This window comes from Methylomonas sp. HYX-M1, assembly GCF_040741385.1.
GTDB classification, from domain to species: Bacteria; Pseudomonadota; Gammaproteobacteria; order Methylococcales; family Methylomonadaceae; genus Methylomonas; species Methylomonas rhizoryzae.
The window spans coordinates 1,836,765-1,863,655 of record NZ_CP160405.1; the positions used below are offsets into that span (position 1 = coordinate 1,836,765).

A 26,891-nucleotide genomic window follows, 5' to 3' on the forward strand; every position below is an offset into this window, starting at 1 on the left:
GCCGGCCTGCGTTATGGCTGAGGTGTTACAGCTTGATCGGGTTTTTCTGGATCAGCCGGGGTGGAGTTTGCGGTATCCGAAGATAGGGCCTTGTCGGTTTCGATCCGGAGTTTGCTGATATCGCGCATCATTTTTAGAGAACCGCTGACATCCGGGAATTGGCTTTTCAAGCGGGCTCCGGCTAATTTATCCAGCTCTTCGACAAATTGTGCGGTTTGCAGATTCTCGGCGAAGTTTTTCTTCAGCCAGTTTTTGGCATCGGCGATACTGCTGGTGAACAGGGTATCGTCTTGCCGGACCAGGGCGATTTCTATCATTTCCAAGCGCACTTTCAATTGTTGTTTAATGAAATGAGCTTCTTCGGGCGTCAAAATTGCGTTGACCGGTTGTTCGGTATGGCGTAATACCACGTAACCTTCCAATTGTTTCGCCACTTGACCCAAGATTTCGTGGCCTTCTTTGGACAAATCCTGCGATGCCGCGGATTTTTCCGGCGCTTTACCGGCATGCGGCAAGAATACCGACAAGCCTTCGACCGCTTCTTGCAGGTGTTGCAATTGCGAGTAAATTCCAACGATGTCGGGTACGTCGACATGAGTCAATAGTGCAATTTCTTTGGCGATTTGTTCGCGGACTTTGAACACCGAGGCATCGCCGCTTTCCCGTAAGCGTTGGTCGGCCGCTTCCAGGGCTTGGCGGGTGGTTTCCACGTCCCCGACCAGATGTAGGCGCTGGTTGGCGACGCTCAACAAATACTCGGCATCGGCTAACAGCCAATCGCCGCGGGTTTTTCCGAGTTGGCGTTGTAAGCCTAAAATGGAAGCTTCCAACTCTTTACGGGCGGTGGCGAGGTGTTCTTCGTGTAATTTGGAAAACTCCGCCAGCGTTTGCGTGAAGTGGTTGTCTTTGCCGGTCAGTTCGGTATTGACGTTAGCAATTTGCGCTTGCAAGGTCGAAAGCTGTTGCTGCAAGTCGTTCAGTTCCTTGTCGATTTCCAGCATGCGCTGGGTGTCCTGATTGTTGTCCGTATCCTGATTGGTTCTGATTTGCTGGACGACGAATACCCCGGCGACCGCAAGAGCCAAGACCAGCAAAATAGCGATCATTCCTATCCATAGGCCGGCTTTGGATTTTTTAATGACGACTTGCGGCGTTGGGTTTTCCTGTTGTTCAATGTCTTCGGCCACTGTTTTCCCCGGTAAATAACATGGTCAATGTTTCTAAAATCGCTGAATCCGACGCTTGAGCCGTAACGGCTATGCTTTGAAAGCCGGCACGGCGCGCCTGTTCGGCAATACGCGAACTGACGACCAATAGCGGCAATCGCTGCATTTTAGCGAGGGTTTCAGGCGTTAACATCGTTAATAAGTTTTGCAACGCTTCACCGCTGGTGATGGTGGTTGCGTCCAGATTTCCAGCCAATATGGTCTTTTGTATGGCCCGGTTGTCGTTTGCCGGCGCGTAGCGGCGATAAAGCTCTAAACAAGTCACCTGAGCGCCGCGGGCCGTCAATTCTTGAGCCATCACTTCTCTTCCGCCCAGCCCGCGGACGATGGTAATCCGCTGACCGGCAACGTCGCTTAGCGACGATTGTGCCAATAACCCCTCGCTGCTGAAATCGGTATCAGGACAGCTGGTTAAATTCAGAGCCGCCTGTTCGAGTGCGGCGGCGGTTGCTTTGCCTACGGCCGCAATGCGTTTGGATTTCAGCTCGGTTATTTTTCCGGCTAGCGCTTGTAGAGCGAATTTCACTGCATTGGTACTGGTAAATAGTAGCCAATCCGAGGCCAGAGCGTTTTCCAGCGATTTCGGATCGACCGGCATTGGGGCAATTGCCAAGGTCGGAAAGCGTAGCGGTTTGCCGCCGTGTTGTTCGATCAGGCGGCACAAGGGTTCGGCTTGCGCCGTAGGCCGGGTAACCAAAATTTGCGCGCCGCCTAAATCGCCGGTCACTGGTAGAGCTCCTTTAGGATTTGCTCGGCGCCTTGCGCCAGCAAATCGTCGGCTACAGCGAAACCGAGCGCTTGCGCTTGTTCCAGTGGATATTCAGCTTGCGCGCGAAACAGCTTGCTACCGTCCGGACTACCGACTAGTCCGCGTAGAAACAGCCGGTCGTCGCGAATTTCCGCAAAGCCGGCGATGGGTACTTGGCAGCCGCCGTTTAGGCGGCTATTCATCGCCCGTTCGGCGCTGACCCGCAGGCTGGTACTTTCGTCGTGCAATACTTGCAAATAACGGTGAATGTCGGCGTCGTCTATGCGGCATTCGATGCCAATTGCGCCTTGTCCCATGGCAGGCAAACTTTCTTCGCCGGATAGTCTCGCGGTAATGCGCTCGGCCATGCCTAAACGTTTCAAGCCGGCGGAGGCCAAGATAATGGCGTCGTAGTCGCCGGCGTCGAGTTTTGCCAAGCGGGTGTTGACGTTGCCGCGCAAGCTGAGGATCTGTGCATGCGGAAAACGGGCCTTGATTTGGCATTGGCGGCGTAAGCTGGAGGTGCCGATGCGGGCGTCGACGGGCAATTCGGACAAGCTGCGGTAACGGTTGGATACGAATGCGTCGCTGGGGTCTTCGCGTTCCAGAATGACGGCTAGATGTAAACCGGCCGGAAACTCCACCGGCACGTCTTTCATCGAATGCACCGCGATGTCGGCCGTGCCTTCGAGCATGCCTTGTTCCAACTCTTTGACGAACAAGCCTTTGCCGCCGACTTTCGCCAAAGGCGCATCCAAAATCTTATCGCCGCGGGTAACCATTTTGACCAGTTCGGTGCGCAGGCCGGGGAAGGCTGCAGTCAATCGAGCTGCAACGTGTTCGGCTTGCCATAAGGCGAGAGGGCTTTGTCGGGTCGCGATTCTAATTATTCTGTCTGTCACCTTTGCTCCTGCTTGTTAACGACGCGAGTCGATCGGGAATTTCGTCTGTCCGTGTGCAAAATTTCATTATTGTAATCGGTTTTATGCCGAATTTAACGGATTAGTTTCGGAGTTCGGCTGTGGCGCGGCAGGAAAGCGCCGGCCTAGCCGGCGCGATTCGATTCGGTGCTTTGTGCAGTCGGATCTACCGGGTCGAGCGGACTGCGGACGGATGAAGTCCGCCTGATTAACCCATAACCGACGTCGCTTGCAAGTTTCGACTTTAGAATGTCCCAGCCGGGCGGCGGGCATGCCGCGGAAAAATCCCGTTCGAATTCCAGATAGACTATGCCGTTGGCCGATAAGGCATCGGCCTGGGCTATCGCTTGGCAGATTTTGGGTATCCAGCTCTGATTAAACGGTGGATCGAGGAATACCAGGTCGAATTTTTTCTGACAGTGCTTTAAAAAGGTTTCCGCATCGGCTTGAACGATTTCGATGTTGTCGCTATGGAATCGGGCGAGATTTTCCCGCAACTTACGGCAGGTTTGGCTATTGCTGTCGACCAGAGTGACGTGGCGTGCACCGCGCGAAGCCGCTTCGAACCCCAAGGCGCCGCTGCCGGCAAATAAGTCCAGGCAGCGGCTGCCTTCGACCTGCATGCGCAACCAATTGAACAGCGTTTCCCGCACTCGGGCCGGGGTGGGCCGCAAGCCGGGGGCATCGTCGAATTTGACCACCCGGCTGCGCCATTCGCCGCCGATAATGCGCAATTGATTGCTCACGGATTAATGCGTTTTCGTTGCGCCGGCGCTGTTGCCTACCGTGACGGTTTGCAACCACTCCGGGCGAATCCGGCGCTGAAACGCGTCTTTGATTTGCTCCAACGTCACCGCCTCCACTTTGGCTGGGAAGGTATCCAGGTAATCCAGAGGTTGTTGGTAAAATCCTATCATTGTCACGTATTCGGTCAGTTTGCTGTTGTTGTCGGTACGCAAGGCAAAACCGCCGGTGATGTTTTTCTTGGCGGCTTCAAGTTCGGCGGCGCTAGGACCGTTCTCGATAAAGTCTTTCAAGGTTTGGTCCATCACGGCTATCGCTTGCGCAGTTTGGTCGTTGCGGGTTTGCAAACTCATCACAAACGGGCCTTTGCGAAACAGCGGTACGAATTGGCTGGAAGCGCTGTACGCCAGACCGCGTTTTTCCCGAACTTCGTCGAACAAGCGCGAGACCAAGCTGCCGCCGCCTAATATGTAATTGCCGACATAAAGCGTGAAATAATCCGGATCTTTACGCTCCACCCCCGGCAGGCCGGACAATACATGGGTTTGGCTGGACGGAAATTCGATGTGTTGCATGCCGGCTTTAGCAGGCATTTCCACCGGCGGCAGTTCCGTGGGTTTTTCGCCGACCGGTAGACCGGACATCAGCTGTTCGGCAATCCGTTGGGCTTGGTCTTTTTGCATGTCGCCGACGATGACCACGATAGCATTGGCTGCCACGTAATAGCGGCGGTGAAACTGTTTCAAGTCGTCGGTAGTGAAACCGGCCACAGTTTCCACCATGCCTTCTTCCGGATGCGCATAGGGGTGGTCATGGTACAGTGCCTTGCCGAAAGCGATTTGCGCCAGTGCGCCGGGCGATTCCTCGCGGTGTTTCAATGCGGCCAGCATGCGGCTTTGCTCGCGTTGAAAATCGGCCTCGCTGAAACGCGGTTGGGTCAACAGCGTTTGGAAAGTGGAAAGGGCTTTTTCCAGCAAAGGTTTTTCGGTCAAGCTGCGCAAAGACAGCCACCCCGTGTCTTCGGATACGCCGGCGTCGAAGGCCGCTCCCACCGATTCCAGCCGGCCGGCGATTTGATCGGCGTCCCATTCGCCGGCGCCGGTATCCAGCATGGCCGAAGTCATCGCCGCCAAGCCGAATTGGTCGCCGTCGCGCGCGCTGCCGGCATCGAAGGTTACGCGGATGTCGACCATCGGTAGACTGGGGGTGGGCACGAAATAAACCCGGCTGCCTTGCGAGGTTTGCCAGTGTTGAATGTCGACGCCGGCGTGCGTGATCGGGCCGATCAACATCAAACACAGGGCATATAAGTTAAAACGCATGGCGACCTCCTGCTGTCTTGTTCGGTTTTGCCGTTTCGTTGATGGGTTGCGGATCGAGATAGGCGACCGTCAGGCTGTCTTCGATCAGGTATTTTCGGGCAACCGCTCTCACTTGTTCCGCCGTCACTTGGTTGATTTTTTGCACGTATTCGTCGGCTTTTTGCCAACCCAGGCCGATGGTTTCCAATAGACCCAGTTGCATGGCTTGATAGAAATTGGAGTCTTTTTGGAACACGTCGTTGGCCGCGACTTGGGCTTTAACGCGCTGCAACTCGTCGGGGGTGACCAGATCGTTCTGCAATTGCGCCACTTCGTCCTTCAAGGCGTATTCCAGGTCGAACACACTTTTGCCGTCCGCCGGGGTGCCTTCCAGCAAGAACAAATCCTGCAACCGGGAGGTCATGTCGTAATCGGCATTGGCCGAAACGGCCAGTTGCTTGCCGCGAATCAAGCGGGAGGACAGACGGGCGCTATTGCCGCCGTCCAGGATGCCGGCCAACACTTCCAATGCGTAAGCTTCCCATTCCGGCCTAGCGGTTTTCAATACCGGAACTTTGTATCCCATCATCACGTAAGGCAACTGGGCCGGGGCTTTGACGGTGAGCTTGCGCGGACCGACTTGCGGGATTTCGTCCTGCGGTTTTGCAGGTTGAATTTCGCTCGGTTTCAAGCCGCCGAAATGCCGGGTCGCCAACCCGATTACGTCGTCGGCTTGCACGTCGCCGACCACCACCAAGGTGGCGTTATTGGGGGCATACCACTTTTGGTACCAGGCTTGCAGGTCTTCGATCTTGTACCGGGCGATGTCCGACGGCCAGCCGATCACCGGATTCTGGTAGGGGCTGTTGGTGAAGGCGACCGCCGCGAATTGTTCATGGGTTTTGGCGCGCGGTTTGTCGTCGGTCCGCATCCGGCGTTCTTCGGTGACGACTTGCAGTTCCTTTTCCAGTTCCTCGGCTTTCAAATCCAGGTTGCGCATGCGGTCGGCTTCCAGCTTGAAACTGATTTCCAAGCGGGATTTTTCCAAGGTTTGGAAATAAGCGGTGTAATCGGCGCCGGTAAATGCGTTTTCCTGGCCGCCATTTTCGGCGACGATGCGGGAAAACTCTCCGGCCGGGTAGTCTTTGGTACCTTTGAACATCATGTGTTCCAGCATGTGCGAGATACCGGTTATCCCGCCGGGTTCGTAACTGCTGCCGACTTTGTACCAGACTTGGGAGACTACCACCGGTGCGCGATGGTCTTCTCTAACCAGTATTTTCAGTCCGTTCTCCAGCGTATGTTCGTAGACTGTGCCGCTTTGCGCCTCAGCCGTCGACAGGGGGCTTAGCAGCATCAATGCTGTCATCCCCGGGGTTAGCCATTCCAGTTTCATAACTCCCTCGTTTCCAAAAAATTGAGCGCCTGTGACGATTTTAATTATCAAAGGTTCACTGTTATTCTATAGCTTTAAAGCTTCGTAAACTATTCGTAACCGAATGACAGACAAAAGCGTGACCTTATCTTGGCGAAATTATTACGAACTCTGTAAACCCAGGGTGGTGGCGTTGATCGTGTTTACCGCAATCGTCGGCATGTTGCTGGCCGTGCCCGGTTTTCCGCCTCTGGGCAATTTCGTATACGGCACCCTGGGCATCGCCTTGGCGGCGGCTTCGGCGGCGGCGATCAATCATTTCATCGATCGGAAAGCCGATGCGCAAATGGCCCGTACCAAGCACAGGCCTTTGCCGTCCGGTGAGTTGAGCTCAAAACATGTGTTGATTTTCGCCGGCGTCATCGGTACGTTGGCCATGGCGCTGTTGATCGTCAAAATCAATGCGTTGACTGCGTTTTTGACGTTTTTGTCGTTGATCGGTTACGCAGTGATTTACACGGTTTATCTGAAAAAAATGACCCCGCAAAACATCGTGATCGGCGGCATCGCCGGTGCTGCGCCGCCACTTTTGGGCTGGACGGCGATTACCGGGCAGATCCATCCGCACGCGTTGTTGCTGGTCTTGATTATCTTCGTCTGGACGCCGCCGCATTTTTGGGCTCTGGCTATCGCCCGCCGCGACGAATACGCCAAAGTGGCGATTCCGATGTTGCCGGTGACTCACGGCGTGGAATTCACCCGGTTGCAAATCCTGCTGTACACCATTTTGCTGTTGATCAGTACCTTGTTGCCGTATTTGACCGGCATGAGCGGATTGTTGTACTTGCTGGCCGCCATATCGTTGAGCATCGGTTTTTTGTACTTTGCGGTACAGTTGATTCGTAAGAAGGACGATAAAACCGCGATGCGCACCTTCGGTTATTCCATCATTTATCTGATGCTGATTTTTGCGGCGTTGTTAATCGATCACTATTTCCCTTTATCCATCCGTCATGACGCTAACCCAAGCTGAACACCCGTTTGCCGAATTCATCAAAATCTTGGGCAAGGGTAAAAAAGGCGCCCGCCCGTTAACCCAAGACGAAGCCTATCGGGCCATGACGATGATTTTGGCCGACGAAGTGTTGCCGATACAGCTGGGCGCTTTTTTGATGTTGATGCGGGTCAAAGAGGAAACCTGCGAGGAATTGGCCGGCTTTGTGACGGCGGTGCGTGAATGCTTGCAATTCACCCCAAGCATTCAGGTAGACCTGGATTGGTCGTCCTATGCCGGTAAACGCCGCCACTTGCCCTGGTTTTTGCTATCTACGTTGCTGTTGGCCGAAAACGGGATCAAGGTATTCATGCACGGTGCCGGCGGCCATACCCAAGGTCGGGTCTATACCGAAAAGGCGTTGGAGAGTTTGGGCATTGCCGCCGCCGAATCCTTGCAGCAGGCCGAGCAGCAACTGGTAGCGCGCAATTTCAGTTATTTATCGCTGGAACATATCTGCCGGCCGCTGTTCGACATGATCAACCTGCGGCCGACCATGGGGCTGCGTTCCCCGGTGCATACGTTGGTGCGTTTGTTGAATCCCTTGGCTGCCAGCCACAGCATTCAGGGTATTTTCCACCCCGGTTACCGGCAAGTGCATCAACACGCCGCGTTGCTGCTGGGTGAGAAAGACATGGCGGTGTTGAAAGGCGAGGGTGGTGAAACCGAACGCAACCCGGATGTGGACTGTTTGGTCCAAAGCGTCGCGGCCGGAGAACTGTCGGACGAGACTTGGCCGGCCATGTTCCCCCGCCGGCATATGAAAGAGGACGAACTGGATCCGCAACGCATGCTGGCGCTGTGGCGCGGCGATTGGCAGGACGAATATGCCGAGGCCAGTGTGATCGGCACATTGGCGATAGCGCTGAAGTTGTTGCAAAAAGCTGCATCGCAGGACGAGGCGCACGCGCTGGCGAATACGTACTGGCATTCCCGGTCGCGAGGGTATTTAGGCGCATGAGTGCGGCGGCGAATTTTAATCCGCCCGATCCGTTTGTCGCCGCCTAAGTAAAATCGCCGAAATTTTTTGCCAGGTTTTCAGTCCGAGACAGAGGCTCGCTTTAGCGTTCAGGCCCGCCCATTTCAGGGTGCGCGCTCGGGCCCTGGTTTAGCAGGAGTAACCGTGCTGTGAGGCTATTTCCATTGTACGTTTGCGCGCTGGCCGCGCTTGTTCCGGCATGCGCCACCTTGCCGCCTAAAAACACCAACGACCTCTGCCAGATTTTTCGCGAGAAAGACGACTGGTATCAGGCCAGTCTGGCGGCGTCGCAACGTTGGGGTGTACCTATCGCGGTGCAGATGTCGATCATGCACCAAGAATCCCGCTTCGTATCCGACGCCCAACCGCCGCGACCGACCATTTTGGGTTTTATTCCCTGGTTTCGTTCCAGTAGCGCTTACGGCTATCCGCAAGCCAAAGACGAAACCTGGTCGGATTATCAACGGCAAAGCGGCAACTATTGGGCGGACAGAGAGGATTTTGCCGATAGTTGCGATTTCGTTGCCTGGTATTGTGCGACTACGCATCGGGTCTTGAACATACCGATTTCCGATGCGCGCAATTTATATTTGGCCTATCACGAGGGCCTTACCGGTTACCGGCGCGGCACCTACCAGGCGAAAAACTGGTTGTTGAGCACGGCGCAAAAAGTCGACCAACGCGCTTGGCGCTACGACAAGCAGTTGGCTGCATGCAGACAGGAGCTGGAAACGGAAAATTGATAAACTTAGACAGGAATCGCGCCAAGTTCGGCCGGTTACCGCTATATCCAACCATTCGATAACCATACGTTCAGGGAGGTCACTTTGAACAGCACCAAAAAACGCGTCCTCGCAACCCTTTTTGCTTTTTTTACAGGATTTATCATGTTTTCCATGGCTAACGCCACCCCCGAAGAAAACAAAGCCGCCGGCGAGAAGTTCTTAACCGAAAACGCTCAAAACCCCGAAGTCAAAACCACGGGTAGCGGTTTGCAGTACTTAGTGCTGACTGAAGGCAACGGCGCTTCGCCTAAAGCGACCGATAACGTGACGGTGCATTACAAAGGTACTACCATCGATGGCAAGGAGTTCGACAGTTCCTATAGTCACGGCGGGCCGGCCACTTTTCCGCTGAATCGAGTGATACCCGGCTGGACAGAAGGTTTGCAATTGATGAAAGAAGGCGCCAAATACCGGTTATTCATTCCAGCCAATCTGGCTTACGGCGAACGCGGCGCGGGCCGGGCTATTGGGCCTAATTCCGCTTTGATTTTCGACGTGGAGCTGTTAAAGGTCAATTGATGTCGCTGTAGCTGCGGCCGGCGTAAACCGGCCGCATCGTTTGCTTAACGCACCGTCACTTCGACCCGGCGATTTTTCGGTTCGTCGGTGTTGTCGGGGGTGGCAATCAACAGATTTTTTTCCCCGTGCGATTCTATGCTGATTTTGTCGGTGTCCGGCAGGGTCTCGGTAAACAAAGTCGCAATCGCTTCGGCGCGCTGCAAACTCAGTGCCGCGTTTAGTTTTTCATCGCCCACGGTATCGGTATGACCGACGACCGAGATATCGGGTACCGGGCGCCGTTTGATTTCCGCGATGATTTTTGGGACGTCGGCAGCGGATTCCGGCGTCAATTGCGTGCTGCCGCCTTCGAAATACAAATAATAAGACAAGGGTTTCTGCGGGCTGGAAGCCAAGGCGGAACCGAAATCCTGCTGAATCCGGGCTTGGCTTACCGCGTAAACTTGACCCGCTGAGCCGGATAAATCCGCGCCTTCCAGGTTTTTTTCCAAAACCGTGCTGCCTTGGTTGTTGGTGACGCTGACTTTGCCCAGGCTGCCGTCTTCGTCCGCCAGCAACACTACGTACGACTGTGAACAAGCGTTCAGGATCGGCAGCAGCGAGGCGGCGAACAACGCGCGCCAACGCGTTTGCTTGAACGACGCATTTTTGATCATCATTCGCCCTCCGTTTTGACTAAAAAGCGGGTACCTCTGACTCCGATCACCCCGGTAGGCGTTTTAACCGACACGGCTTCCGGTTTGAGTTTGGCGATAACGCCGGAAATGTAATGCAAAGTGCCTTTGGCCAAGCGCGCGACTAATTTCAGCTCGCCGTTCGCCGGCGCATACAAATATTCGTCTACGGTGACTTCGGTATCCGGGCCGAAGGACATCACCGTATTGTCTTTGAAGGTGATGCCCAAGCTGCCGTCTTTACCCGTTTTCAATACATTGCCCAAATACAACGAGGCTCCCGGCTTGGCGGCGACGCTAGTGGCGGCGGACGTGATCGTCGCTTCGCCTTCGACGATTTTGACGAAACCGATAATAGTTTGATCCGCTTGTGCGGTTGCGAATAGCGCATTTGCGCACAGAGCAAGCGGTATCGCTAGCTTCCTAATCATTCCTACCCTCCTGTAAAGGGAAAATGTCATTAACTGTACCGGATCGGTTCGGTTCGCCTTTAAAATCAATTACAGTCGACGGTTAAGCGGACTATTGTCTACACTAAGGCCTTCAGCCATGCAAACACGCAACAAAAACACTAGAGTCTTTCAGTGAATTCAGCCGGATTATCAGAAACCGCCGTCACCCTAATCAACGGAAGGCTGTTGGTGTGGGCGGATGCCGACACCGGCCTAGCCTTGTGTCGCGACCTCGCCGGATTGCTTGGCAATTGCGGTCTTGAGCTAGTCACCGACCGGAACCTAATCGAATCCTCGCTAGCCCGATACCCGGCCGATGTGCTGTTGATCGATACCGATGGCTTGGGCGATGGACTCGAGCCGGCCTTGCAGCGCATCCGGGGAATTTATCCCGCCGAAGCCTTGACGATCGTGCTCGTCGGGAATCCGGGCACGGTCGATTGCGACTCGCTATTGAGTCTAGGCGCTATCGATTGTTTATACAAGCCGGTGAGCCGTGCCGAGCTGGGGCTAAGGCTAGCCAACATTCTGAGTTCTCTAAATCGGCTGAAAGCCGAGCGAACGGCGCGGCAGGACTTGGAGCGGGAAATTCAAGCGCGTACCGCCAAGCTCAATCTGTTGATCGATAGCGGTTTGATGATGGGTATGGAACGTAGCCGCGCCAAGTTGTTACAGCATATTTTGCGCGAGGGGCAAAAATTGCTGCATTGCGACGGTGCGACCATGTATTGGGTTACGCCGCAAGGCAATTTGAAGTTTGCCGAGCGCACCCGTACCGATTGTTTGCCGGTCAATGAATTGCCCCTATACCGCGCCGATTCCGGCAGTCCTAATGACAATTACGTCGCTATCTATGCGGCGGTGCATAACAAACCGGTCATCATCGACGACGTGTACCGGGAAACCCGCTTCGACTGCAGCGGTACTCGGGATTTCGATACGCAAAGCGGCTACCGGACCGTATCGTTATTGACCGTGCCGATGGCGCCGCGCAACGGTGCGGTGATAGGGGTATTGCAGTTCATCAACGCTTTGGATCCGGGTAGCGGGGCAGTCATACCGTTTCCGGTAGACGTGGTCGAATTGGTGGAAGCCTTGGCCGCTCAGGCTGCGGTTGCCTTAGACAATTTGCAATTGATTCAAAGTCAAAAAGATACCACGGAAAGCATCATACAAGTCCTGGCCGCGGCTTTGGATACCAAGAGTCCGCATACCGGCCATCATTGCGTGCGGGTACCGGATTTGGCGATCATGCTGGCCAAGGCGGCATGCCGGGAAAGCAGCGGTCCTTTGGCGGATTTCGATTTCAGCAACGAAGACCAGTGGCTGGAGTTTCGGGTAGGGGCGTGGCTGCACGACTGCGGCAAAGTAACTACGCCGGAATACGTGATAGAAAAAGCCACCAAATTGGATATGTTGTACAACCGCATTCACGAAGTCAGGATGCGGTTCGAAGTGTTGTTGCGCGATGCGCAGATCGAACGTTTGGAAAATCTGGCGAACGGCATGCCGAGCGGCGACGCGGACGATCGATACCGGATGCGGAAAACTCAGTTGTTCGACGACTTTGCCTTCATTGCCGAATGCAACAAAGGCCAGGAAAGCATGCAAGACGCCGATTGCGACAGAATCCGCGCCATTGCGGCAAACAGCTGGTTGCGTTATTTCGACGACACCTTAGGCTTGTCCGAAGACGAAGACCAGCGCTTGCGCGGTAAACCCAAGCCGCCGTTGCCGGTCAGCGAACGCTTATTGGCCGATAAGGCAGCGCATATCGTGCCGCGCGCCGCCTGGCAAACGCCCGATCCGGCCTTGGAAATCAAAATGCAGGTGCCGGAGAATTTGTTCAACTACGGCGAAATTTATAATCTGACGATACAAAAAGGCACATTGACGGCGGAAGACCGCTATAAAATCAACGAGCACATCATCGAAACCATTAAATTGCTGGAAAAAATTCCGTTTCCCGACTTTTTGAAGCGTGTGCCCGAATACGCGAGCACCCACCACGAAACCTTGGACGGTAAAGGCTATCCGCGCAAGTTGACCGAGCGGCAGCTGTCTATTCCGGCCCGGATCATGGCGATAGCCGATATTTTCGAAGCCATCACGGCGTCGGACAGGCCGTATAAGCGTCCCTACAAATTGTCGCAAGCTTTGAAAATCATGTGCGATATGAAAAACAACCGGCATATTGACGCGACGTTGTTCGAACTGTTCTTAACCTCGGGCGTGTACCTGGAGTTTGCCCGCAAGTATCTCTATCCGGAGCAGATAGACGCCGTGGACATCGGTCAATTTTTGAGTGCCTCGGTCGAATCGGTTTGCGGCGCCGGCTCGTCAGACCGATAACGGCAAACATCCGGCGTTGCGCGCAATCAATCGCATTGGCTCTGCGAACCGATGAAAGCGAGGCGCTATGTTGAATAATCGCTCGCCGAGCGGCTTGTCCGGCTACCTGCCGGTGGCGGCTATTGCCGTCGCCGGGTTGATGCTATGCTTGACCGATCCCATCGCTCTGCAATTGCTGCGTAATGCTACTTTTGACCAGTTTCAGCGCTGGCAACCGCGCGCCGCAACGGAGAGTCCGGTTCGGGTCGTGGATATAGACGACGAAAGCTTGAGCAGGCTGGGCCAATGGCCATGGCCGCGCACGCTGATTGCCGATTTGTTGCTGCGCTTGCAAAACGCGGAACCGGCTTGCATTTCGTTCGACATGATATTTGCTGAACCGGACCGTACCTCGCCGGTTAACATGAAGCGCTTATGGCGTTTGGACGACGCGGCCGGCCCGTGGCTGGATAGCTTGCCGGATCACGATAGCGTGTTGGCGCAGGCGGTCAAACGGGGACGGGTCAGTCTGGGTTTTGCATTGCAAGCGGACGGCGGCGAACACGATCGCTTGCTTTCCAAGGCGCGCTTCGTGTTCCTGGGTGCTCCGCAATTTTTCAAGATGCCAAGCTACGGGCATTCGATAAGTTCTCTGCCGACATTGCAAAATGCGGCGGACGGCAACGGGACCTTGAGTGTGACGGCGGACGCCGACGGTGTGATCAGGAGGCTGCCGATATTGATGGTCTACCAAAACAAGCCGGTGCCTTCTTTGGCGGCGGAAAGCCTGAGGGTGATGCAGGCCGGGCAAAATTTTACCCTGGATACCCGTAGCGATAACGGCTCCGGTTTGGCCTTGTTAAAAGTCGGACGCATTTCCGTACCGGTTAACGAGCAAGGCGAAGTTTGGCTGCATTTTTCCGCCCATGCCGGTGCCGGACATATTCCAGCTTGGAAAATTCTGCAAGGGCAGGTTGCGGCCGACGAGTTGGCCGGTAAGTTGATCTTGATCGGTACCTCGGCCCAAGGCCTGATGGATATGCGCTTCAGCCCGCTGGGAAAAGTCATAGCCGGCATAGACATGCATGCGCAAGTCTTGGAGCAAATTTTAGCCGGCCAGCATTTGCTGAGGCCGGCTTGGGCTGCCTCGCTGGAAGCCGTTGTGCTGGTGATCGGTAGCCTGACCGTCGGCGCGCTGGCGTTAAGCCATGCCGCACTGACGTCTTTCCTATTGTTTGTGCTGGCGCTGGCGGCCTTGTGGCTTGCAGCCTGGCGGGCCTACGCCGATTGGCATTATTTAATCGATCCCATGGTGCCTAGTCTAATTGCGGCGGCGGCCTTCCTGTTGGGCAGCATGTTTCGCCACATCTACAGCGAACGCCGGCAACGCTGGCTGAAGCGAGCCTTCTCCCGTTACATCTCGCCGAATCTAGTAGAGCATTTGGTCAGGCATCCCGAAGCGTTGGAGTTAGGCGGACGCAGACAAATTTGCAGCTTCGTGTTCACCGACCTAGTCGATTTTACCGGCTTGATGGAACATCTGGACCCGTCCGACGCGGTCAGTTTATTGAACGATTACCTGGAAAACATGATCGCGATTGCGTTTCGCCATCAAGGAACTTTGGATCGCATCGTCGGCGATGCAGTGGCTATCATGTTTTCCGCGCCGGTTTCTCAGGCGGATCACAGTTGCCGAGCTATTGCTTGCGCGTTGGACATGCAGCGTTTCGCCAACGAATATTGCGAACAATTGCGCGCGCGCGGTATCGAATTCGGCCGCACGCGCATCGGGGTTCACAGCGGTGAAGTCATCGTCGGAAACTTCGGCGGTAAGACCATATTCGATTACCGGGCGTTGGGCGATGCGGTAAATACCGCGTCGCGCTTGGAAGGCGCGAACAAGTATTTAGGGACTTTGATTTGCGTATCGGAAGTGACTTTGGCTGGCTGTCCCGGCCAGCTCGCGCGGCCAATCGGCCGTATTTTGCTGAAGGGCAAAACCCTTCCTTTGGCAGTATTCGAACTATTGGCGACAGAGCAGGCCGATGAGTTTCGCCTGGCGGAATACCTGGCCGCCTACGCATTGCTGCAACAGCAGGACCCTGCCGCCGAACAGGCATTTCGCGCCATTTTGCGAAATGCTCCGGAAGACAAATTAGCGACGTTTCACCTGCATCGGCTGCAAGCCGGCCGATTGGGCGATTTGATTGAGTTGGAAAATAAATAGCGCTACCTGGCTCATCCGCTATAGCCGGCAGGATGGATGACCGGGAGTTGCTTAATCCAGTCGTTGCGCGCTTAACTTACTGGCGCCCGAAATCATGATTTGAGTCGGTACCGACACGGCTTGACCTTCAATTTGGGTCAGCAAACCGATATTAACCGCCCCTGTCACAGTTGCACTGATTTTGCTGGGGCAACCGTCGGTAGCGTCCAGTTTAGCGCTGCCGAAGATTGATAATTCGCCGGAGTTTATGCTGTAAGAGCTGCCCTCGCTTGCCGAGAAATTGGCAGTAGTAAAGAATTGCGAGGTTTTGTAAACCCCTTTTTTGGAGGTACGGACTTGGTTGATGAATAGATTGAAGCTATCGGAGACCGTGACGATTTCGGTAGTGTTAGCTGTATCGTACACCACCAATTGTGCGGTTCCGGTATCGCAGTCGTCTATGCGTAATGCCAATATCGTGGTGTTTGCGATGGCCTCGAAGGGGGATTTATCTTGCGCAATATTTACTAAGCTGCTTTGGGATTGCGATACTTTTAGTACTTTGATGTTTTCAGTGTCCGATGGGTTTTCTATTAATGTCTTCAAATTCAATTTGGCCTTGTAGTAAACCGATTCGGCTTGAGCCGCACCGACTTGGGCGATGCCTGCGATTAGGCTTAGTGCGGTAAGAGTGTGTTTGAAGTTATTGCTCATGATAGGCTCCGTTGTCTGTTTGAGTCGGTCGTTTCAGATTCGGTACCCGATGCGTTCCTTGCGGGGCTGAACTTTTCGGGCCGGGGTGGGCGTGAATGATAGTTAGCCGGTTAAGGCTGCGCTATTTCCAAGTGCCAAAAGCCGCGACTGGTTCGCAAACAGGAGCCGATATGCGATAGCTGGACGCCGCAGCCGCTTGGCGCGCATTTTGCCAAAACGGTTAGCGCCGATTTTCAGGGCTTAGTCAATCGCCGGCAGGCTGGCTAGGCATTTCTTAGCGACTCGATCGAGATTGGCGCGAATTGACATTGAGCGCCCTGAAAGTAAAATGACCGGCTATTTTGTTTAGCTCCGGCGTGAAAATCTTCATGCCGTTCAACCAAGGAAAATCTAAATGAGTCACACCCTGTATGTTGCGAATACGCCGCGGGTTCAACGCTGCGAATTGGCGGTGCCCGGTTCCAGTCCGGAAATGTTCGAAAAAGCCTTGAAAAGCGGTGTGGACTACGTATTTTTGGACTTGGAGGATGCCGTCGCGCCGGACGACAAGTTGCAAGCGCGCAAAAACGTGATTCAAGCCATCAACGATTTGGATTGGGAAGGCCACGGCATTACCTTGTCGGTGCGTATCAACGGTCTGGATACTCAATTCATGGTGCGCGACGTGGTCGATTTAGTCGAACAGGCCGGCGCCAAGATCAAAACCTTGTTGGTTCCCAAAGTCGGGGTATACGGCGATGTTTATATGGTCGAAGCGATGCTGAACCAGTTGGAAATGCAACAAGGCCTGACCAATAAAATCGGCATCGAATGTTTGATCGAAACCGCGTTGGGCATGGCTAACGTGGAAGACATCGCCAAACAAGGCGCGTTAGGCGGCCGGGTGGAGGCCCTGCATTTCGGGGTGGCCGATTATGCGGCCAGCAACCGGGCTCGCACCGTCAACATCGGCGGACTGAATCCGGATTATCCCGGCGATCAATGGCATTACGCGATCAGCCGCATGACCGTGGCGTGCCGCGCGTACGGTCTGCGCCCCATCGACGGTCCGTTCGGCGACATCAAGGATCCGGAAGGTTACAAAGCCGGCGCCCGCCGTGCCGCCGCGCTGGGTTGCGAAGGCAAATGGGCGATACATCCGTCGCAGATCGCGCTGGCTAATGAGGTGTTCACCCCGCCGCCGGCAGAAGTCGAAAAAGCCCGGCGCATCTTGGCGGCTTTGCAGGAAGCCGCGGCCCAAGGCAAGGGCGCGGCGGCTTTGGACGGACGGCTGATCGACGCCGCTTCTGAACGTATGGCCAATAACGTAGTGCGTATGGCACAAGCGATTGCGGCCAAAGGCCAATAATAAACTTCGGCCGGGATTGTCCGGCCGTCAAGGTTGACCTGTCGGGTTCTAGCTAAGTCGAATCCGACCTGCATTTTTATCTAGTAAGAGAGAGTCCATGGATATTCATGAGTACCAAGCGAAACAATTGCTGGCCGAATACGGCGTGAGAATTGCCGCCGGTGGCTTGGCGTACAGCCCGGAAGACGCGGTGCAGCGCTCGCGGGAAATCGGCGGCCACGTTTGGGCGGTCAAGGCGCAAATTCATTCCGGCGCGCGCGGCAAGGCCGGTGGCATCAAAATTTGCAAAAACCACGACGACGTCAGCGACGCCGCCAATGCCTTGTTGGGTAAACGCTTGGTGACCCATCAAACCGGCCCGGCCGGCAAACAATGTTTGCGCCTGTACGTGGAAGCCGGTACCGAAATTCTGAAAGAGTTGTATTTCAGCTTGTTGATAGACCGCGCCCATGAGCGCATCGTCATGGTCGGTTCGGCGCAGGGCGGTATGGAAATCGAAGAACTGGCGGAAAATAATCCGGACGCGATCAAAAAAATCTATATCGAACCCGCCGTGGGTTTGCAGGACTTTCAAGCGCGGGAAATGGCGTTCGCTTTGGGCTTGAACGCCGATCAAGTGCCGCAAGCGGTCAAGTTGATTCAAGGCTGCTACCGGGCGATGCGCGATCTGGACGCCAACATGGTGGAAATCAACCCGTTGGTAATCAACAACCATGACGAATTGTTAGCCCTGGATGCGAAAATGGGCTTCGACGACAATGCCTTGTTTCGCCGGCAAAAAATTTCCGAGTTGCGCGACAAGACCCAAGAGGATCCGCGGGAAATGGCCGCGGCCGACCGCGGCTTGAGCTACGTCGGTTTGGACGGCGACATCGGCTGCATGATCAACGGGGCCGGTTTGGCGATGGCGACCATGGACATGATCAAACTGGCGGGCGGCGAGCCGGCCAATTTTTTGGATGTAGGCGGTGGCGCTTCGCCGGAACGTACCGAAAAGGCCTTCCGCATGGTGTTACAGGATAAAAACGTCAAAGCCATGCTGGTCAATATTTTCGCCGGTATCAACCGTTGCGACTGGATTGCCGAGGGCGTGGTGCAAGCGGTCAAGAATATCGACATGAAAGTGCCGCTGGTGGTGCGTTTGTCCGGCACCAACGTCGACGAAGGCCGCAAAATCATCACCGACAGCGGTTTGCCCATCATCATGGCGGAAACGCTGGCGGAGGCGGCCGAGAAAGCGGTCGAAGCGCGTAACAAAGTTGTGGCTGCGGCAGGTTAAGGAAACGACATGGCAATTTTTATCGATCAAGACACTCGTATCATCGTACAAGGCTTTACCGGCAAGATCGGCAGCTTCCACGCCCAAGAAATGATAGATTACGGCTCCAACGTGGTTGGCGGCATCACGCCGGGCAAAGGCGGGCAAACGCATTTGGGCCGTCCGGTATTCAACACCGCTAAAGAAGCGGTGGAACAAGTCGGGGCCGAAGCCAGCATCGTGTTCGTGCCGCCGGCTTATGCGGCCGATTCGATCATGGAAGCCGCCGACGCCGGTATCAAATATTGTGTATGCATTACCGACGGCATTCCGACCCAGGACATGATGAAGGTCAAAAGCTTTCTGCGTCGCTTTCCGGCTGCGCAACGCATGGTGCTGACCGGCCCGAACTGCGCCGGCACCATTAGCCCGGGCAAAGCCATGCTGGGCATCATGCCGGGTCACATCTACATTCCCGGCAACGTCGGCATTGTCGGCCGTTCCGGTACCTTGGGCTACGAGGCGGCCGATCAGATGAAACGCATCGGGATCGGCGTATCGACTTCGGTGGGCATAGGCGGCGACCCGATCAACGGCAGTTCGCATCGCGACATCTTCGAGCGTTTCGAACAAGACCCGGAAACCAAGGTGGTGCTGATGATAGGCGAGATCGGCGGCCCGCAAGAAGTGGAGGCCGGCTTGTTCGCCAAGGAACACATGAGCAAACCGGTGGTGGCTTATATTGCCGGTTTGACCGCGCCGAAAGGCCGGCGCATGGGCCATGCCGGCGCGATTATTTCCGCTTCCGGCGAATCGGCGGCGGAAAAAGTCGAAATCCTACAAGAATTGGGCGTGACTATTGCGCCTACCCCGTCCGCAATGGGGGAAACGGTCGCCAAAGTGCTCGCAAGCCTGTAAGCTGACAGGTTGCCGGCAAAGCCCGCTACGCGCGGGCTTTTTTATTTTGCACATTTTTTCCGTATCTATCGTTCATGCATCAACCTTGTAGAGCCAAGTTGCTGGAAGCTTATCGCACCTTACCGGCCGATTTGCAGGCCGTCGTTAATCTATTGGCGGTGTACCACGGCTATTGTTCCTTGACCAACATCGCCAAGATGTTGGCAGGCCTTGGTATCAAAGAAGGTAATCGGATATTGAAGTCCGAGACGGTCAAGGCTCGTTTGCGGCCGCTGATTGCCGAAGGTTTGCTGGAGGAAAACGTTAGACCCGGGGGGACTCGTTGCTCGCGTCTGTTGGTGGAGACGCTGACTCGGCAGTTGATCGCAGACAAAGAATTCGAAATCTACGCGGCCGAAGTGTTGGCTTCCAGTCCGCAGGGCAATAGCTATTACCGCTATAACACCGCCGAGGATTGTATCCGCGAGGCGCGCATTTACTTCCACCGCGGCGATTATCAGGAAATGCAAAATTGTCTGGAAACCGGCCGGCGTTATCCCGGCAATTTGCCGTCCGGTGTCGATTTGTATTTGTCCTGGTTTATGAATCCCCTGGACGTCGCCTGGTTTCAAGAGCGGCACGGCTTGATTTTGGGCAGTTTGGCCGATTATGCAGCTTTGCACCAAAAAATTTATTTGTACGCGCAAGCCGATTTGGACGGTTTTTATGCCGCCTATTTGGCCTCGGACGAAGGTCGAAGCAATACGGCAGCCGTGACTTCATATTTGGAATTGCAGTTGTTGCGCGGCAACTGGCGGCAGGTCGGCGCAAGTCTGATCGGAGTCGACGATCCGGAGCTAGTGGCTTTGGCGGCGGCTGTGAAATTTTTGCACGGCAATTTCGCCGAGGCGCTTGCCGATTATGAGCGGGCTTTGGCGGATTTGCGCAAACTTCTCGGTCAACGCAATGCTTATTTTTTAGGCCTGGCCGGGATTTTTTATCCGTTAGCGATTTTGAAACAAGGCGAGGGTAAAGCGCGGGCTAAATTGGCGACCTTGTTAAACCAAGCGGCCAAGGAAAACGGTTACTGGACCCTTGCCTACCAGTATTTGCAAGCGTTTTTGTGTTACCAGCAAGGCGACTTGCAGGCTAGAGATCGATTGCTGAATACGCCGTTTTCGTACCGGGTATCCAGCGGTTTTCGCGATACCGGTATGCCCGATTCGGTGGTACATACGCCGATTTTTTTAGCGGTGCTGTTTTTGTTGGTTAAATTTTGGTGCAAAGCCGATTTTACCAACCGGGTCGATGCCGTAGAACGCCAGCTGTACAGCCATTTGTTGAACAACGGTTATGCTTGGCCGGCGGCGGAATTGGCCAAACTGTTTGCTGCGTTGCAGCCGAGTAGCCAGCCGCAATGGCCGCAAGATTTTTGGGAACCGGGGCGGCAAGCGTTAGCGGATTTGTTCGTCAGCCGAGCCGATTGGGAAGTAGCACTGGATGCGTTGCTGCATTTGCAGGTAGCCGACAAGAAACCCGGGCCGGCCGAAGCCGGCGACAAGGCGACCCGTTTAGTGTGGTTGTTGACGTATACCGACGGCGGCTCCGTCAAGATAGAACCGCGCGAACAAAAGCAGCAAGCCAAGGGCGGTTGGAGTAAGGGGCGAGCGGTGGCGCTAAAGCGTTTAGCCCATGAGCGCGACAGCTTCGATTACCTGAGCGAAGCGGATTTGAAGCTGTGCGACTATATCAAAGAGTATCGCGAATCCGGTTGGTACGGCGCCGGCACGTTTTTCGAATTCAGTAGCGGCGCGGTATCGGCTTTGATCGGTCATCCGTTGTTGTTTTGGGCCGGCGCGCCTGAGGTGAAAGTCGAGGTGGTCAAAGGCGAGGCCGAGCTGAGAGTCAGCAAAAGAGCCAACGGCAAAATCCACATCAGTTTGGAGCCGAATCCGGGTTACGAACAGAAATATCAGGTCATTAAAGAATCGCCGACCCGCTTGCGCGTCGTCGAATTCAACGCCGATCATCACCGCATTTTCGGGGTATTGGGCCCCAAAGGCTTGGAAGTTCCGGCCTCCGCGATCGAAAAAGTGTTGCAGACTTTGACCAGCATTTCCAGCTTGCTGACCGTGCATTCGGATATCGGTGCCAGTTCGGCTACCGCCGAGCAGGTCGAGGCCGATCCTACGCCGCGGGTGCACTTATTGCCGCACGGCGAAGGTCTGAGAATCGCGGTTCTAGTGCGGCCCTTCGCGGCCGGCGGTGCCTATTTTCAGGCAGGCCAGGGAGGCGCTAGCGTGCTGGCCGAGGTGGACGGTAAGCGATTGCAAGCGCAACGCAACTTCGACCGCGAACACCGGTTGGCTGCCGCGGTCGTCGAGGCCTGTCCTAGTTTACAAGCCGCGGACCGCGATGCTTCCGGTGATTGGTTGTTGGCGGAACCGGAAGCCTGTTTGGAATTTTTGTTGCAGATTCAAGCCTTGCCGGAAGGACAGGCGATATTGGAGTGGCCGGAGGGCATAAAATTTAAAGTATTGGGGCAGACTAGCGGCAGCGGCATGAGCGTTTCGGTCAAGCGCGACAACGATTGGTTTTCGTTGCAAGGCGAATTGAAGATAGACGATCAAACGGTGTTGGACATGCAGCAGTTGTTAGGTTTGTTGGACCAGCGACAGGGTCGATTTATGCAATTGAAAAGCGGCGAGTTTTTAGCGTTGACCGACGAATTTCGCCGACGTTTGGAAGATTTAAAAGCCTATGCAGATTTCAACGGCAAAAAACTGCGCTTGAATCCCTTGGCGGCATTGACCCTGGAAGACTGGCAGCAAGACGACGGTTTTAAAGCCGACAAACATTGGCAGGCCTACATCGGACGTTTGCAAGCGGCACGGGAATTTCAACCGCAGTTGCCGTCAACCTTTCAGGCGGAATTGCGCGACTATCAACTGGAAGGCTACCGTTGGTTGTCGCGTTTGGCGCAATGGGGTGTAGGCGCTTGTTTAGCCGACGACATGGGCTTGGGAAAAACCGTACAAGGTTTGGCCTTGCTGGTGGAACGAGCGCCGCTTGGCCCGGCCTTGATCGTAGCGCCAACCTCGGTATGTGCTAACTGGCAGGCCGAAGCGCATCGTTTCGCGCCGACATTGAATCCTATCGTATTGGGAGCCGGCGACCGTCAACAATTATTGGGCAATCTGAAAGATTTCGACGTTTTGATTTGCAGTTACGGCTTGTTGCAGCAAGAACAAGTGGCCGATATGTTGGCGGATATAGCATTCGCCAGCGTAGTACTGGACGAAGCGCAGTGGATCAAAAACGTCGCTACCCGTCGTTCGCAAGGCGCGATGAACTTAAAGGCCGGTTTCAAATTGATCATGACCGGAACGCCGTTGGAAAACCATCTGGGCGAATTATGGAATCTGTTTCGTTTCATCAACCCCGGCCTGTTGGGTTCGATGGAACAGTACAACAAGCGTTTTGCCGGGCCGATAGAGCGTGACCGCAATCAGGAAGCCCGTTACCGTCTGAAAAAATTGATCCAGCCTTTCATTCTGCGCCGCACTAAAACCCAGGTATTGCAGGAACTGCCGCCGCGCACCGAAATTCCGATTTATGTGGAATTGAGCGCCGAGGAACATGCGTTTTACGAAGCCTTGCGGCGCGACAGCCTGACCGGATTGACGGAAGCGGCGGACAGCAGTCCGGGACAAAAGCATTTGCAAATTTTGGCGGCCATTACCCGTTTGCGGCGCAGTTGCTGCAACACCCGCTTGGTCAACCCCGCCTTGGAATTGCCCAGCAGTAAATTGGAAGCTTTGGGCGAGATCATCGACGAGCTGTTGGATAACAAACATAAGGCTTTGTTGTTCAGTCAATTTGTCGATCATTTGCAGCTGATTCGCCAATTCATCGAACGGCGCGGTATCAGCTACCAGTATTTGGACGGCTCCACGCCCGCCAAGGAGCGGCAACAGCGGGTGGATGCGTTTCAGCGCGGCAAAGGCGATTTGTTTTTAATCAGCTTGAAAGCCGGCGGTGTGGGGTTGAACTTAACCGCCGCCGATTTCGTGATTCACATGGATCCTTGGTGGAATCCGGCGGTGGAAGATCAGGCCAGCGATAGGGCGCACCGGATGGGGCAGCAGCGTCCGGTGACGATTTACCGGATGATCGCTAAAAACACCATAGAAGAAAAAATCGTGGCTTTACACGGCCACAAACGCGATTTGGCGGATAGTTTGCTGGACGGAACCGACGTTAGCGGCAAAGTATCCGCCGACGAATTGTTGAACTTGATTAAAAGCGAAGCTTAAACTGCGCTCGCTGCCGGCCGCGTCTGTTTGAGGCGGACGCGGCCGTAGTTTTGCGTCTATCTGACAATCGGTAGTGCAGTGTCAGGTTGCCGTTAAGCAAACGCCTGTTATTTTGCCGCCACGCCCCGGGCTTCCGGCGTCGCCGCTTGCTTGCCGGCGCCGGCCGCGCCTGACAGATTCAACAGCCAGCCATCTTGGGCGATACATTCGCCTTCCAACGCTTTAGCTTCGATATGGATACGGGCGTAAGTATCGCGTAATTCCGGCGGCAGCTTGGCACTGACGAAATAAAAGGTCTTTTTATCTACGATTTCCAGTTTCAACGGAATTTGCTTGGCGCTGGCGGAAATATGCAAGGGGTCGGCCAGCCGGTTGACGTGAAAGCTGATTTCGGAACCCGGCGCCGCTTGCGCATGGTTAGGCGGCGAATAGTCGCGGAATTTTGGTTTGATGCATTTCTTATCGACTTCTTCGGCCGGGGTAACCGCGAACGCCGTACCGGTGCAGCTTAAAGTCAATAACAGCAGGGCTTGTCTCCAGGTGGGGAATGGTTTCATAGCGAGCCTCTTGATATTGTTGTTATTATGTTCAGCAGCCGAACTTTAATCAGTTTTAGCCTGTATGGCAATGCCGATATAACCTTGATAACTGTCCGGATACTTTAAACTGCTGGCTTAGCACAGCATAGAACGGGTAAAATGGCGCGTTTTTCCGCAGATCGAGCAGGGCAAATTCATGGAGATCAGAGGTACGACCATATTAGCCGTCCGGCGCGGCGACAAAGTGGTTATCGGCGGCGACGGGCAAGTCACTTTGGGCAACACGGTTATGAAAGGCAATGCCCGCAAAGTCAGGCGTTTGTACCACGATAAAGTCATCGCCGGGTTTGCCGGAGCAACCGCGGATGCTTTTACCTTATTCGAACATTTCGAAGCCAAATTGGAAAAACATCGCGGCAATTTAACCCGGGCCGCGGTGGAAATGGCCAAAGACTGGCGTACCGACCGGGCGCTACGCAAATTGGAAGCCTTGCTGGTTATCGCCGACGCCAACACCTTGTTGACCATTTCCGGAACCGGCGACGTGATAGAGCCCGAACACGATTTTATGGCGATAGGCTCCGGCGGGGCATTTGCGCAAAGCGCGGCGCGGGCCTTGTTGGAAAATACCGAGCTGTCCGCCCGGGAAATCGTGGTGAAAGCCTTGAACATCGCGGCCGATATTTGCATTTACACCAATCACAATCTGCGTATCGAAGAATTGGACGCGCTGCCGCGGGCGTCCGAGCAGGCGCAGTAATCGATTCGCAAACCAGCGAAACACGGAATTATGAGTCAGATGACACCCAGAGAAATCGTCAGCGAATTGGACAAACACATCATCGGTCAAGCCGATGCCAAGCGTTCGGTGGCGATAGCCTTGCGTAACCGTTGGCGCCGCAGTCAGGTGGCAGCGGAATTGCGCGAGGAAATTACCCCGAAAAACATTTTGATGATAGGCCCGACCGGGGTGGGTAAAACCGAGATTGCCCGCCGCTTGGCCAAATTGGCCAATGCGCCGTTTATCAAGATTGAAGCGACCAAATTTACCGAGGTGGGCTACGTCGGCCGCGACGTCGAGTCCATCATCCGCGATTTAGTGGACACTGCAGTCAAAATGACCCGCATGTCGGCGATGGAAAAAGTACAAAACCGGGCGGCGGATGCGGCCGAAGAGAAAGTATTGGATATTTTGCTGCCGCGCGCCGAAGGCGGCATGTTGTCTGACAGCGAGGAATCGACCCGGCAGAAAATGCGCAAAAAGCTGCGCGAAGGCGATTTGGACGATAAGGAAATACAAATCGACGTGGCTTCGCCGCCGGTAGGCGTGGAAATCATGGCGCCGCCGGGCATGGAAGAAATGACCAGCCAATTGCAAGGCATGTTTCAGCACTTGAACACGGGCCGTACCAAAGCGCGTAAAACCAAGATCAAAGACGCTTTGAAGTTGTTGCAGGAAGAAGAGGCCGGCAAGTTGGTCAACGAAGAGGAGATCAAGCAAACGGCCTTACAAGCCGTCGAGCAGCACGGTATCGTGTTTCTGGACGAGATCGACAAAATCTGCAAACGCCAGGAGGTCAGCGGCGGGGAAGTGTCCCGCGAAGGCGTGCAACGCGATTTGTTGCCGATAGTGGAAGGCAGTACGGTCAGCACCAAATACGGTATGATCAAGACCGACCATATTCTGTTTATCGCTTCCGGTGCATTTCACTTGACCAAGCCGTCCGATTTGATCCCCGAACTGCAGGGCCGGTTTCCGATTCGAGTCGAGCTGAGCCCGCTCAGCGCCAACGATTTCGTGCGGATTTTGACGGAACCCGACGCGTCATTAACCGAGCAATACCAAGCCTTGTTGGCGACCGAAGGCGTCAAGCTGGCGTTTTCCGCAGACGGGATACAGCGCATCGCCGAACTCGGATGGCAGGTCAACGAAAGCGTGGAGAATATCGGCGCACGCCGCTTGCACACTATTTTGGAAAAATTGTTGGAAGACATTTCGTTTTCCGCGCCGGATCTGCCGGACAAAACGATCACGATAGATGCCGCTTATGTCGACGCCCATTTGGGCGAACTGGCCGCGGACGAAGATTTAAGCCGATACATTTTGTAACCATGCGCATACATACGACGCCTTGCCATTGCAATCCGACCGAAATCAAATTGCATAAACTGTCGGCAATGTTGGAAATTCATTTCGACGACGGCAGCATTTTCGAAATGCCGGCCGAATACCTAAGGGTTTATACTCAATCGGCCGAAGCGGTCGGCCACGGGCCTGGCCAGGACGTGCTGCAGACCGGTAAGGAAAACGTCAGCATTGTCGACTTGAAACCGGTAGGCAATTACGCCATTGCCTTGACCTTTAGCGACGGACATGACAGCGGCATCTATTCTTGGGACTTACTGTACAAATTGGGTGCGGATTTCCCGTTGTTATGGGGGCAATACCTGGAGGCGCTCAAAGCGGCCGGTATCAGCCGCAAACCCACCATTCACAACTGACAA

At 54.8% G+C, this 26,891-nt stretch carries 23 protein-coding genes; 13 read left to right on the top strand and 10 right to left on the bottom strand.

The genetic code is table 11. The features are described from left to right. Positions 1–11: 11 nt before the first annotated feature. The 6 genes from AB0A83_RS08465 to AB0A83_RS08490 form a co-directional block, all read right to left on the bottom strand. Entirely contained in the window at positions 12–1,187 is a 1,176-nt protein-coding gene (locus AB0A83_RS08465; RefSeq protein ID WP_150047849.1) for a uroporphyrinogen-III C-methyltransferase, read from the bottom strand. Then, entirely contained in the window at positions 1,171–1,953 is a 783-nt protein-coding gene (locus tag AB0A83_RS08470; RefSeq protein ID WP_367155998.1) for a uroporphyrinogen-III synthase, read from the bottom strand. Before AB0A83_RS08470 ends, AB0A83_RS08465 begins: the two co-directional genes overlap by 17 nt. Next, on the bottom strand, positions 1,950–2,876 hold the full coding sequence (hemC, locus tag AB0A83_RS08475; protein ID WP_150047851.1) for a hydroxymethylbilane synthase: 927 nt from the start codon (positions 2,874–2,876) through the stop codon (positions 1,950–1,952). The genes AB0A83_RS08470 and hemC overlap by 4 nt, the downstream gene beginning before the upstream one ends. A 143-nt stretch (positions 2,877–3,019) precedes the next feature. Then, positions 3,020–3,640 (bottom strand): 16S rRNA (guanine(966)-N(2))-methyltransferase RsmD, encoded by a 621-nt coding sequence (gene rsmD, locus AB0A83_RS08480; protein WP_150047852.1) that lies wholly within the window; start codon positions 3,638–3,640, stop codon positions 3,020–3,022. A 3-nt stretch (positions 3,641–3,643) separates the two neighbouring features. Then, entirely contained in the window at positions 3,644–4,960 is a 1,317-nt protein-coding gene (locus AB0A83_RS08485; RefSeq protein WP_150047853.1) for a pitrilysin family protein, read from the bottom strand. After that, positions 4,950–6,296, bottom strand: coding sequence for a M16 family metallopeptidase (locus AB0A83_RS08490; protein ID WP_367156156.1), 1,347 nt, complete (start codon positions 6,294–6,296; stop codon positions 4,950–4,952). The genes AB0A83_RS08485 and AB0A83_RS08490 overlap by 11 nt, the downstream gene beginning before the upstream one ends. 142 nt (positions 6,297–6,438) lie before the next feature. Here AB0A83_RS08490 and cyoE point away from each other — a divergent pair, with 142 nt between their 5' ends. From cyoE to AB0A83_RS08510, 4 genes are all read left to right on the top strand, one after another. Beyond that, positions 6,439–7,347, top strand: a complete 909-nt coding sequence (cyoE, locus tag AB0A83_RS08495) for a heme o synthase (protein ID WP_150047854.1) — start codon at positions 6,439–6,441, stop codon at positions 7,345–7,347. Further along, positions 7,328–8,329 carry a glycosyl transferase family protein gene (locus AB0A83_RS08500; protein ID WP_367155999.1) on the top strand — a complete coding sequence of 334 codons (1,002 nt, stop codon included), beginning with the start codon at positions 7,328–7,330 and terminating at the stop codon, positions 8,327–8,329. The genes cyoE and AB0A83_RS08500 overlap by 20 nt, the downstream gene beginning before the upstream one ends. 167 nt (positions 8,330–8,496) lie before the next feature. Further along, the gene (locus AB0A83_RS08505) at positions 8,497–9,090 is read left to right on the top strand and encodes a transglycosylase SLT domain-containing protein (protein ID WP_150047856.1); all 594 of its coding nucleotides are present in this window, start codon (positions 8,497–8,499) and stop codon (positions 9,088–9,090) included. Between the two features lie 144 nt (positions 9,091–9,234). Then, positions 9,235–9,651 (top strand): FKBP-type peptidyl-prolyl cis-trans isomerase, encoded by a 417-nt coding sequence (locus AB0A83_RS08510; RefSeq protein WP_150047857.1) that lies wholly within the window; start codon positions 9,235–9,237, stop codon positions 9,649–9,651. 44 nt (positions 9,652–9,695) lie between these two features. Here AB0A83_RS08510 and AB0A83_RS08515 read toward each other — a convergent pair whose 3' ends face one another. Together AB0A83_RS08515 and AB0A83_RS08520 are read right to left on the bottom strand one after the other, a co-directional pair. Beyond that, positions 9,696–10,310 (bottom strand): OmpA family protein, encoded by a 615-nt coding sequence (locus AB0A83_RS08515; protein WP_367156000.1) that lies wholly within the window; start codon positions 10,308–10,310, stop codon positions 9,696–9,698. Next, positions 10,307–10,756, bottom strand: coding sequence for a FecR domain-containing protein (locus AB0A83_RS08520; RefSeq protein WP_150047859.1), 450 nt, complete (start codon positions 10,754–10,756; stop codon positions 10,307–10,309). Before AB0A83_RS08520 ends, AB0A83_RS08515 begins: the two co-directional genes overlap by 4 nt. 153 nt (positions 10,757–10,909) lie before the next feature. Here AB0A83_RS08520 and AB0A83_RS08525 point away from each other — a divergent pair, with 153 nt between their 5' ends. Both AB0A83_RS08525 and AB0A83_RS08530 read left to right on the top strand, forming a co-directional pair. Then, positions 10,910–13,129, top strand: coding sequence for an HD domain-containing phosphohydrolase (locus AB0A83_RS08525; protein ID WP_367156001.1), 2,220 nt, complete (start codon positions 10,910–10,912; stop codon positions 13,127–13,129). A gap of 67 nt (positions 13,130–13,196) precedes the next feature. Next, positions 13,197–15,335 (top strand): CHASE2 domain-containing protein, encoded by a 2,139-nt coding sequence (locus tag AB0A83_RS08530; RefSeq protein ID WP_367156002.1) that lies wholly within the window; start codon positions 13,197–13,199, stop codon positions 15,333–15,335. 51 nt (positions 15,336–15,386) lie between these two features. Here AB0A83_RS08530 and AB0A83_RS08535 read toward each other — a convergent pair whose 3' ends face one another. Beyond that, on the bottom strand, positions 15,387–16,028 hold the full coding sequence (locus AB0A83_RS08535; protein WP_367156003.1) for a hypothetical protein: 642 nt from the start codon (positions 16,026–16,028) through the stop codon (positions 15,387–15,389). Between the two features lie 394 nt (positions 16,029–16,422). Here AB0A83_RS08535 and AB0A83_RS08540 point away from each other — a divergent pair, with 394 nt between their 5' ends. The 4 genes from AB0A83_RS08540 to AB0A83_RS08555 all read left to right on the top strand — a co-directional run bounded on the left by AB0A83_RS08540 (position 16,423) and on the right by AB0A83_RS08555 (position 23,847). Next, positions 16,423–17,376 carry a CoA ester lyase gene (locus AB0A83_RS08540; RefSeq protein ID WP_367156004.1) on the top strand — a complete coding sequence of 318 codons (954 nt, stop codon included), beginning with the start codon at positions 16,423–16,425 and terminating at the stop codon, positions 17,374–17,376. Positions 17,377–17,473: 97 nt separating this feature from the next. Beyond that, entirely contained in the window at positions 17,474–18,655 is a 1,182-nt protein-coding gene (locus tag AB0A83_RS08545) for a malate--CoA ligase subunit beta (protein ID WP_150047863.1), read from the top strand. Positions 18,656–18,664: 9 nt separating this feature from the next. Continuing rightward, positions 18,665–19,552, top strand: coding sequence for a succinate--CoA ligase subunit alpha (sucD, locus tag AB0A83_RS08550; protein ID WP_150047864.1), 888 nt, complete (start codon positions 18,665–18,667; stop codon positions 19,550–19,552). 74 nt (positions 19,553–19,626) lie between these two features. Beyond that, positions 19,627–23,847, top strand: coding sequence for a DEAD/DEAH box helicase (locus AB0A83_RS08555; protein WP_150047865.1), 4,221 nt, complete (start codon positions 19,627–19,629; stop codon positions 23,845–23,847). A gap of 107 nt (positions 23,848–23,954) precedes the next feature. Here the strand turns inward: AB0A83_RS08555 and AB0A83_RS08560 are convergent, their stop codons facing one another. After that, positions 23,955–24,404, bottom strand: a complete 450-nt coding sequence (locus AB0A83_RS08560) for a hypothetical protein (protein WP_150047866.1) — start codon at positions 24,402–24,404, stop codon at positions 23,955–23,957. A 178-nt stretch (positions 24,405–24,582) separates the two neighbouring features. Here AB0A83_RS08560 and hslV point away from each other — a divergent pair, with 178 nt between their 5' ends. From hslV to AB0A83_RS08575, 3 genes are read left to right on the top strand one after another with little or no spacing between them, the layout of a single operon-like run. Beyond that, positions 24,583–25,146, top strand: coding sequence for an ATP-dependent protease subunit HslV (gene hslV, locus AB0A83_RS08565; RefSeq protein WP_150047867.1), 564 nt, complete (start codon positions 24,583–24,585; stop codon positions 25,144–25,146). 30 nt (positions 25,147–25,176) lie between these two features. Further along, positions 25,177–26,496 carry an ATP-dependent protease ATPase subunit HslU gene (gene hslU, locus AB0A83_RS08570; RefSeq protein WP_150047868.1) on the top strand — a complete coding sequence of 440 codons (1,320 nt, stop codon included), beginning with the start codon at positions 25,177–25,179 and terminating at the stop codon, positions 26,494–26,496. A 2-nt stretch (positions 26,497–26,498) separates the two neighbouring features. Further along, entirely contained in the window at positions 26,499–26,888 is a 390-nt protein-coding gene (locus AB0A83_RS08575; protein WP_150047869.1) for a DUF971 domain-containing protein, read from the top strand. The last annotated feature ends 3 nt before the right edge of the window (positions 26,889–26,891 follow it).

What these genes read in the sequence shown, in the direction of transcription:
- AB0A83_RS08485 (WP_150047853.1), bottom strand. Translation starts at nt 4,960, where the DNA reads ATGCGTTTTAACTTATATGCCCTGTGTTTGATGTTGATCGGCCCGATC.
- AB0A83_RS08490 (WP_367156156.1), bottom strand. Translation starts at nt 6,296, where the DNA reads ATGCTGCTAAGCCCCCTGTCGACGGCTGAGGCGCAAAGCGGCACAGTC.
- cyoE (WP_150047854.1), top strand. Translation starts at nt 6,439, where the DNA reads ATGACAGACAAAAGCGTGACCTTATCTTGGCGAAATTATTACGAACTC.
- AB0A83_RS08500 (WP_367155999.1), top strand. Translation starts at nt 7,328, where the DNA reads ATGACGCTAACCCAAGCTGAACACCCGTTTGCCGAATTCATCAAAATC.
- AB0A83_RS08510 (WP_150047857.1), top strand. Translation starts at nt 9,235, where the DNA reads ATGTTTTCCATGGCTAACGCCACCCCCGAAGAAAACAAAGCCGCCGGC.
- AB0A83_RS08515 (WP_367156000.1), bottom strand. Translation starts at nt 10,310, where the DNA reads ATGATGATCAAAAATGCGTCGTTCAAGCAAACGCGTTGGCGCGCGTTG.
- AB0A83_RS08520 (WP_150047859.1), bottom strand. Translation starts at nt 10,756, where the DNA reads ATGATTAGGAAGCTAGCGATACCGCTTGCTCTGTGCGCAAATGCGCTA.
- AB0A83_RS08530 (WP_367156002.1), top strand. Translation starts at nt 13,197, where the DNA reads ATGTTGAATAATCGCTCGCCGAGCGGCTTGTCCGGCTACCTGCCGGTG.
- AB0A83_RS08535 (WP_367156003.1), bottom strand. Translation starts at nt 16,028, where the DNA reads ATGAGCAATAACTTCAAACACACTCTTACCGCACTAAGCCTAATCGCA.
- AB0A83_RS08540 (WP_367156004.1), top strand. Translation starts at nt 16,423, where the DNA reads ATGAGTCACACCCTGTATGTTGCGAATACGCCGCGGGTTCAACGCTGC.
- AB0A83_RS08545 (WP_150047863.1), top strand. Translation starts at nt 17,474, where the DNA reads ATGGATATTCATGAGTACCAAGCGAAACAATTGCTGGCCGAATACGGC.
- sucD (WP_150047864.1), top strand. Translation starts at nt 18,665, where the DNA reads ATGGCAATTTTTATCGATCAAGACACTCGTATCATCGTACAAGGCTTT.
- AB0A83_RS08555 (WP_150047865.1), top strand. Translation starts at nt 19,627, where the DNA reads ATGCATCAACCTTGTAGAGCCAAGTTGCTGGAAGCTTATCGCACCTTA.
- AB0A83_RS08560 (WP_150047866.1), bottom strand. Translation starts at nt 24,404, where the DNA reads ATGAAACCATTCCCCACCTGGAGACAAGCCCTGCTGTTATTGACTTTA.
- hslV (WP_150047867.1), top strand. Translation starts at nt 24,583, where the DNA reads ATGGAGATCAGAGGTACGACCATATTAGCCGTCCGGCGCGGCGACAAA.
- hslU (WP_150047868.1), top strand. Translation starts at nt 25,177, where the DNA reads ATGAGTCAGATGACACCCAGAGAAATCGTCAGCGAATTGGACAAACAC.
- AB0A83_RS08575 (WP_150047869.1), top strand. Translation starts at nt 26,499, where the DNA reads ATGCGCATACATACGACGCCTTGCCATTGCAATCCGACCGAAATCAAA.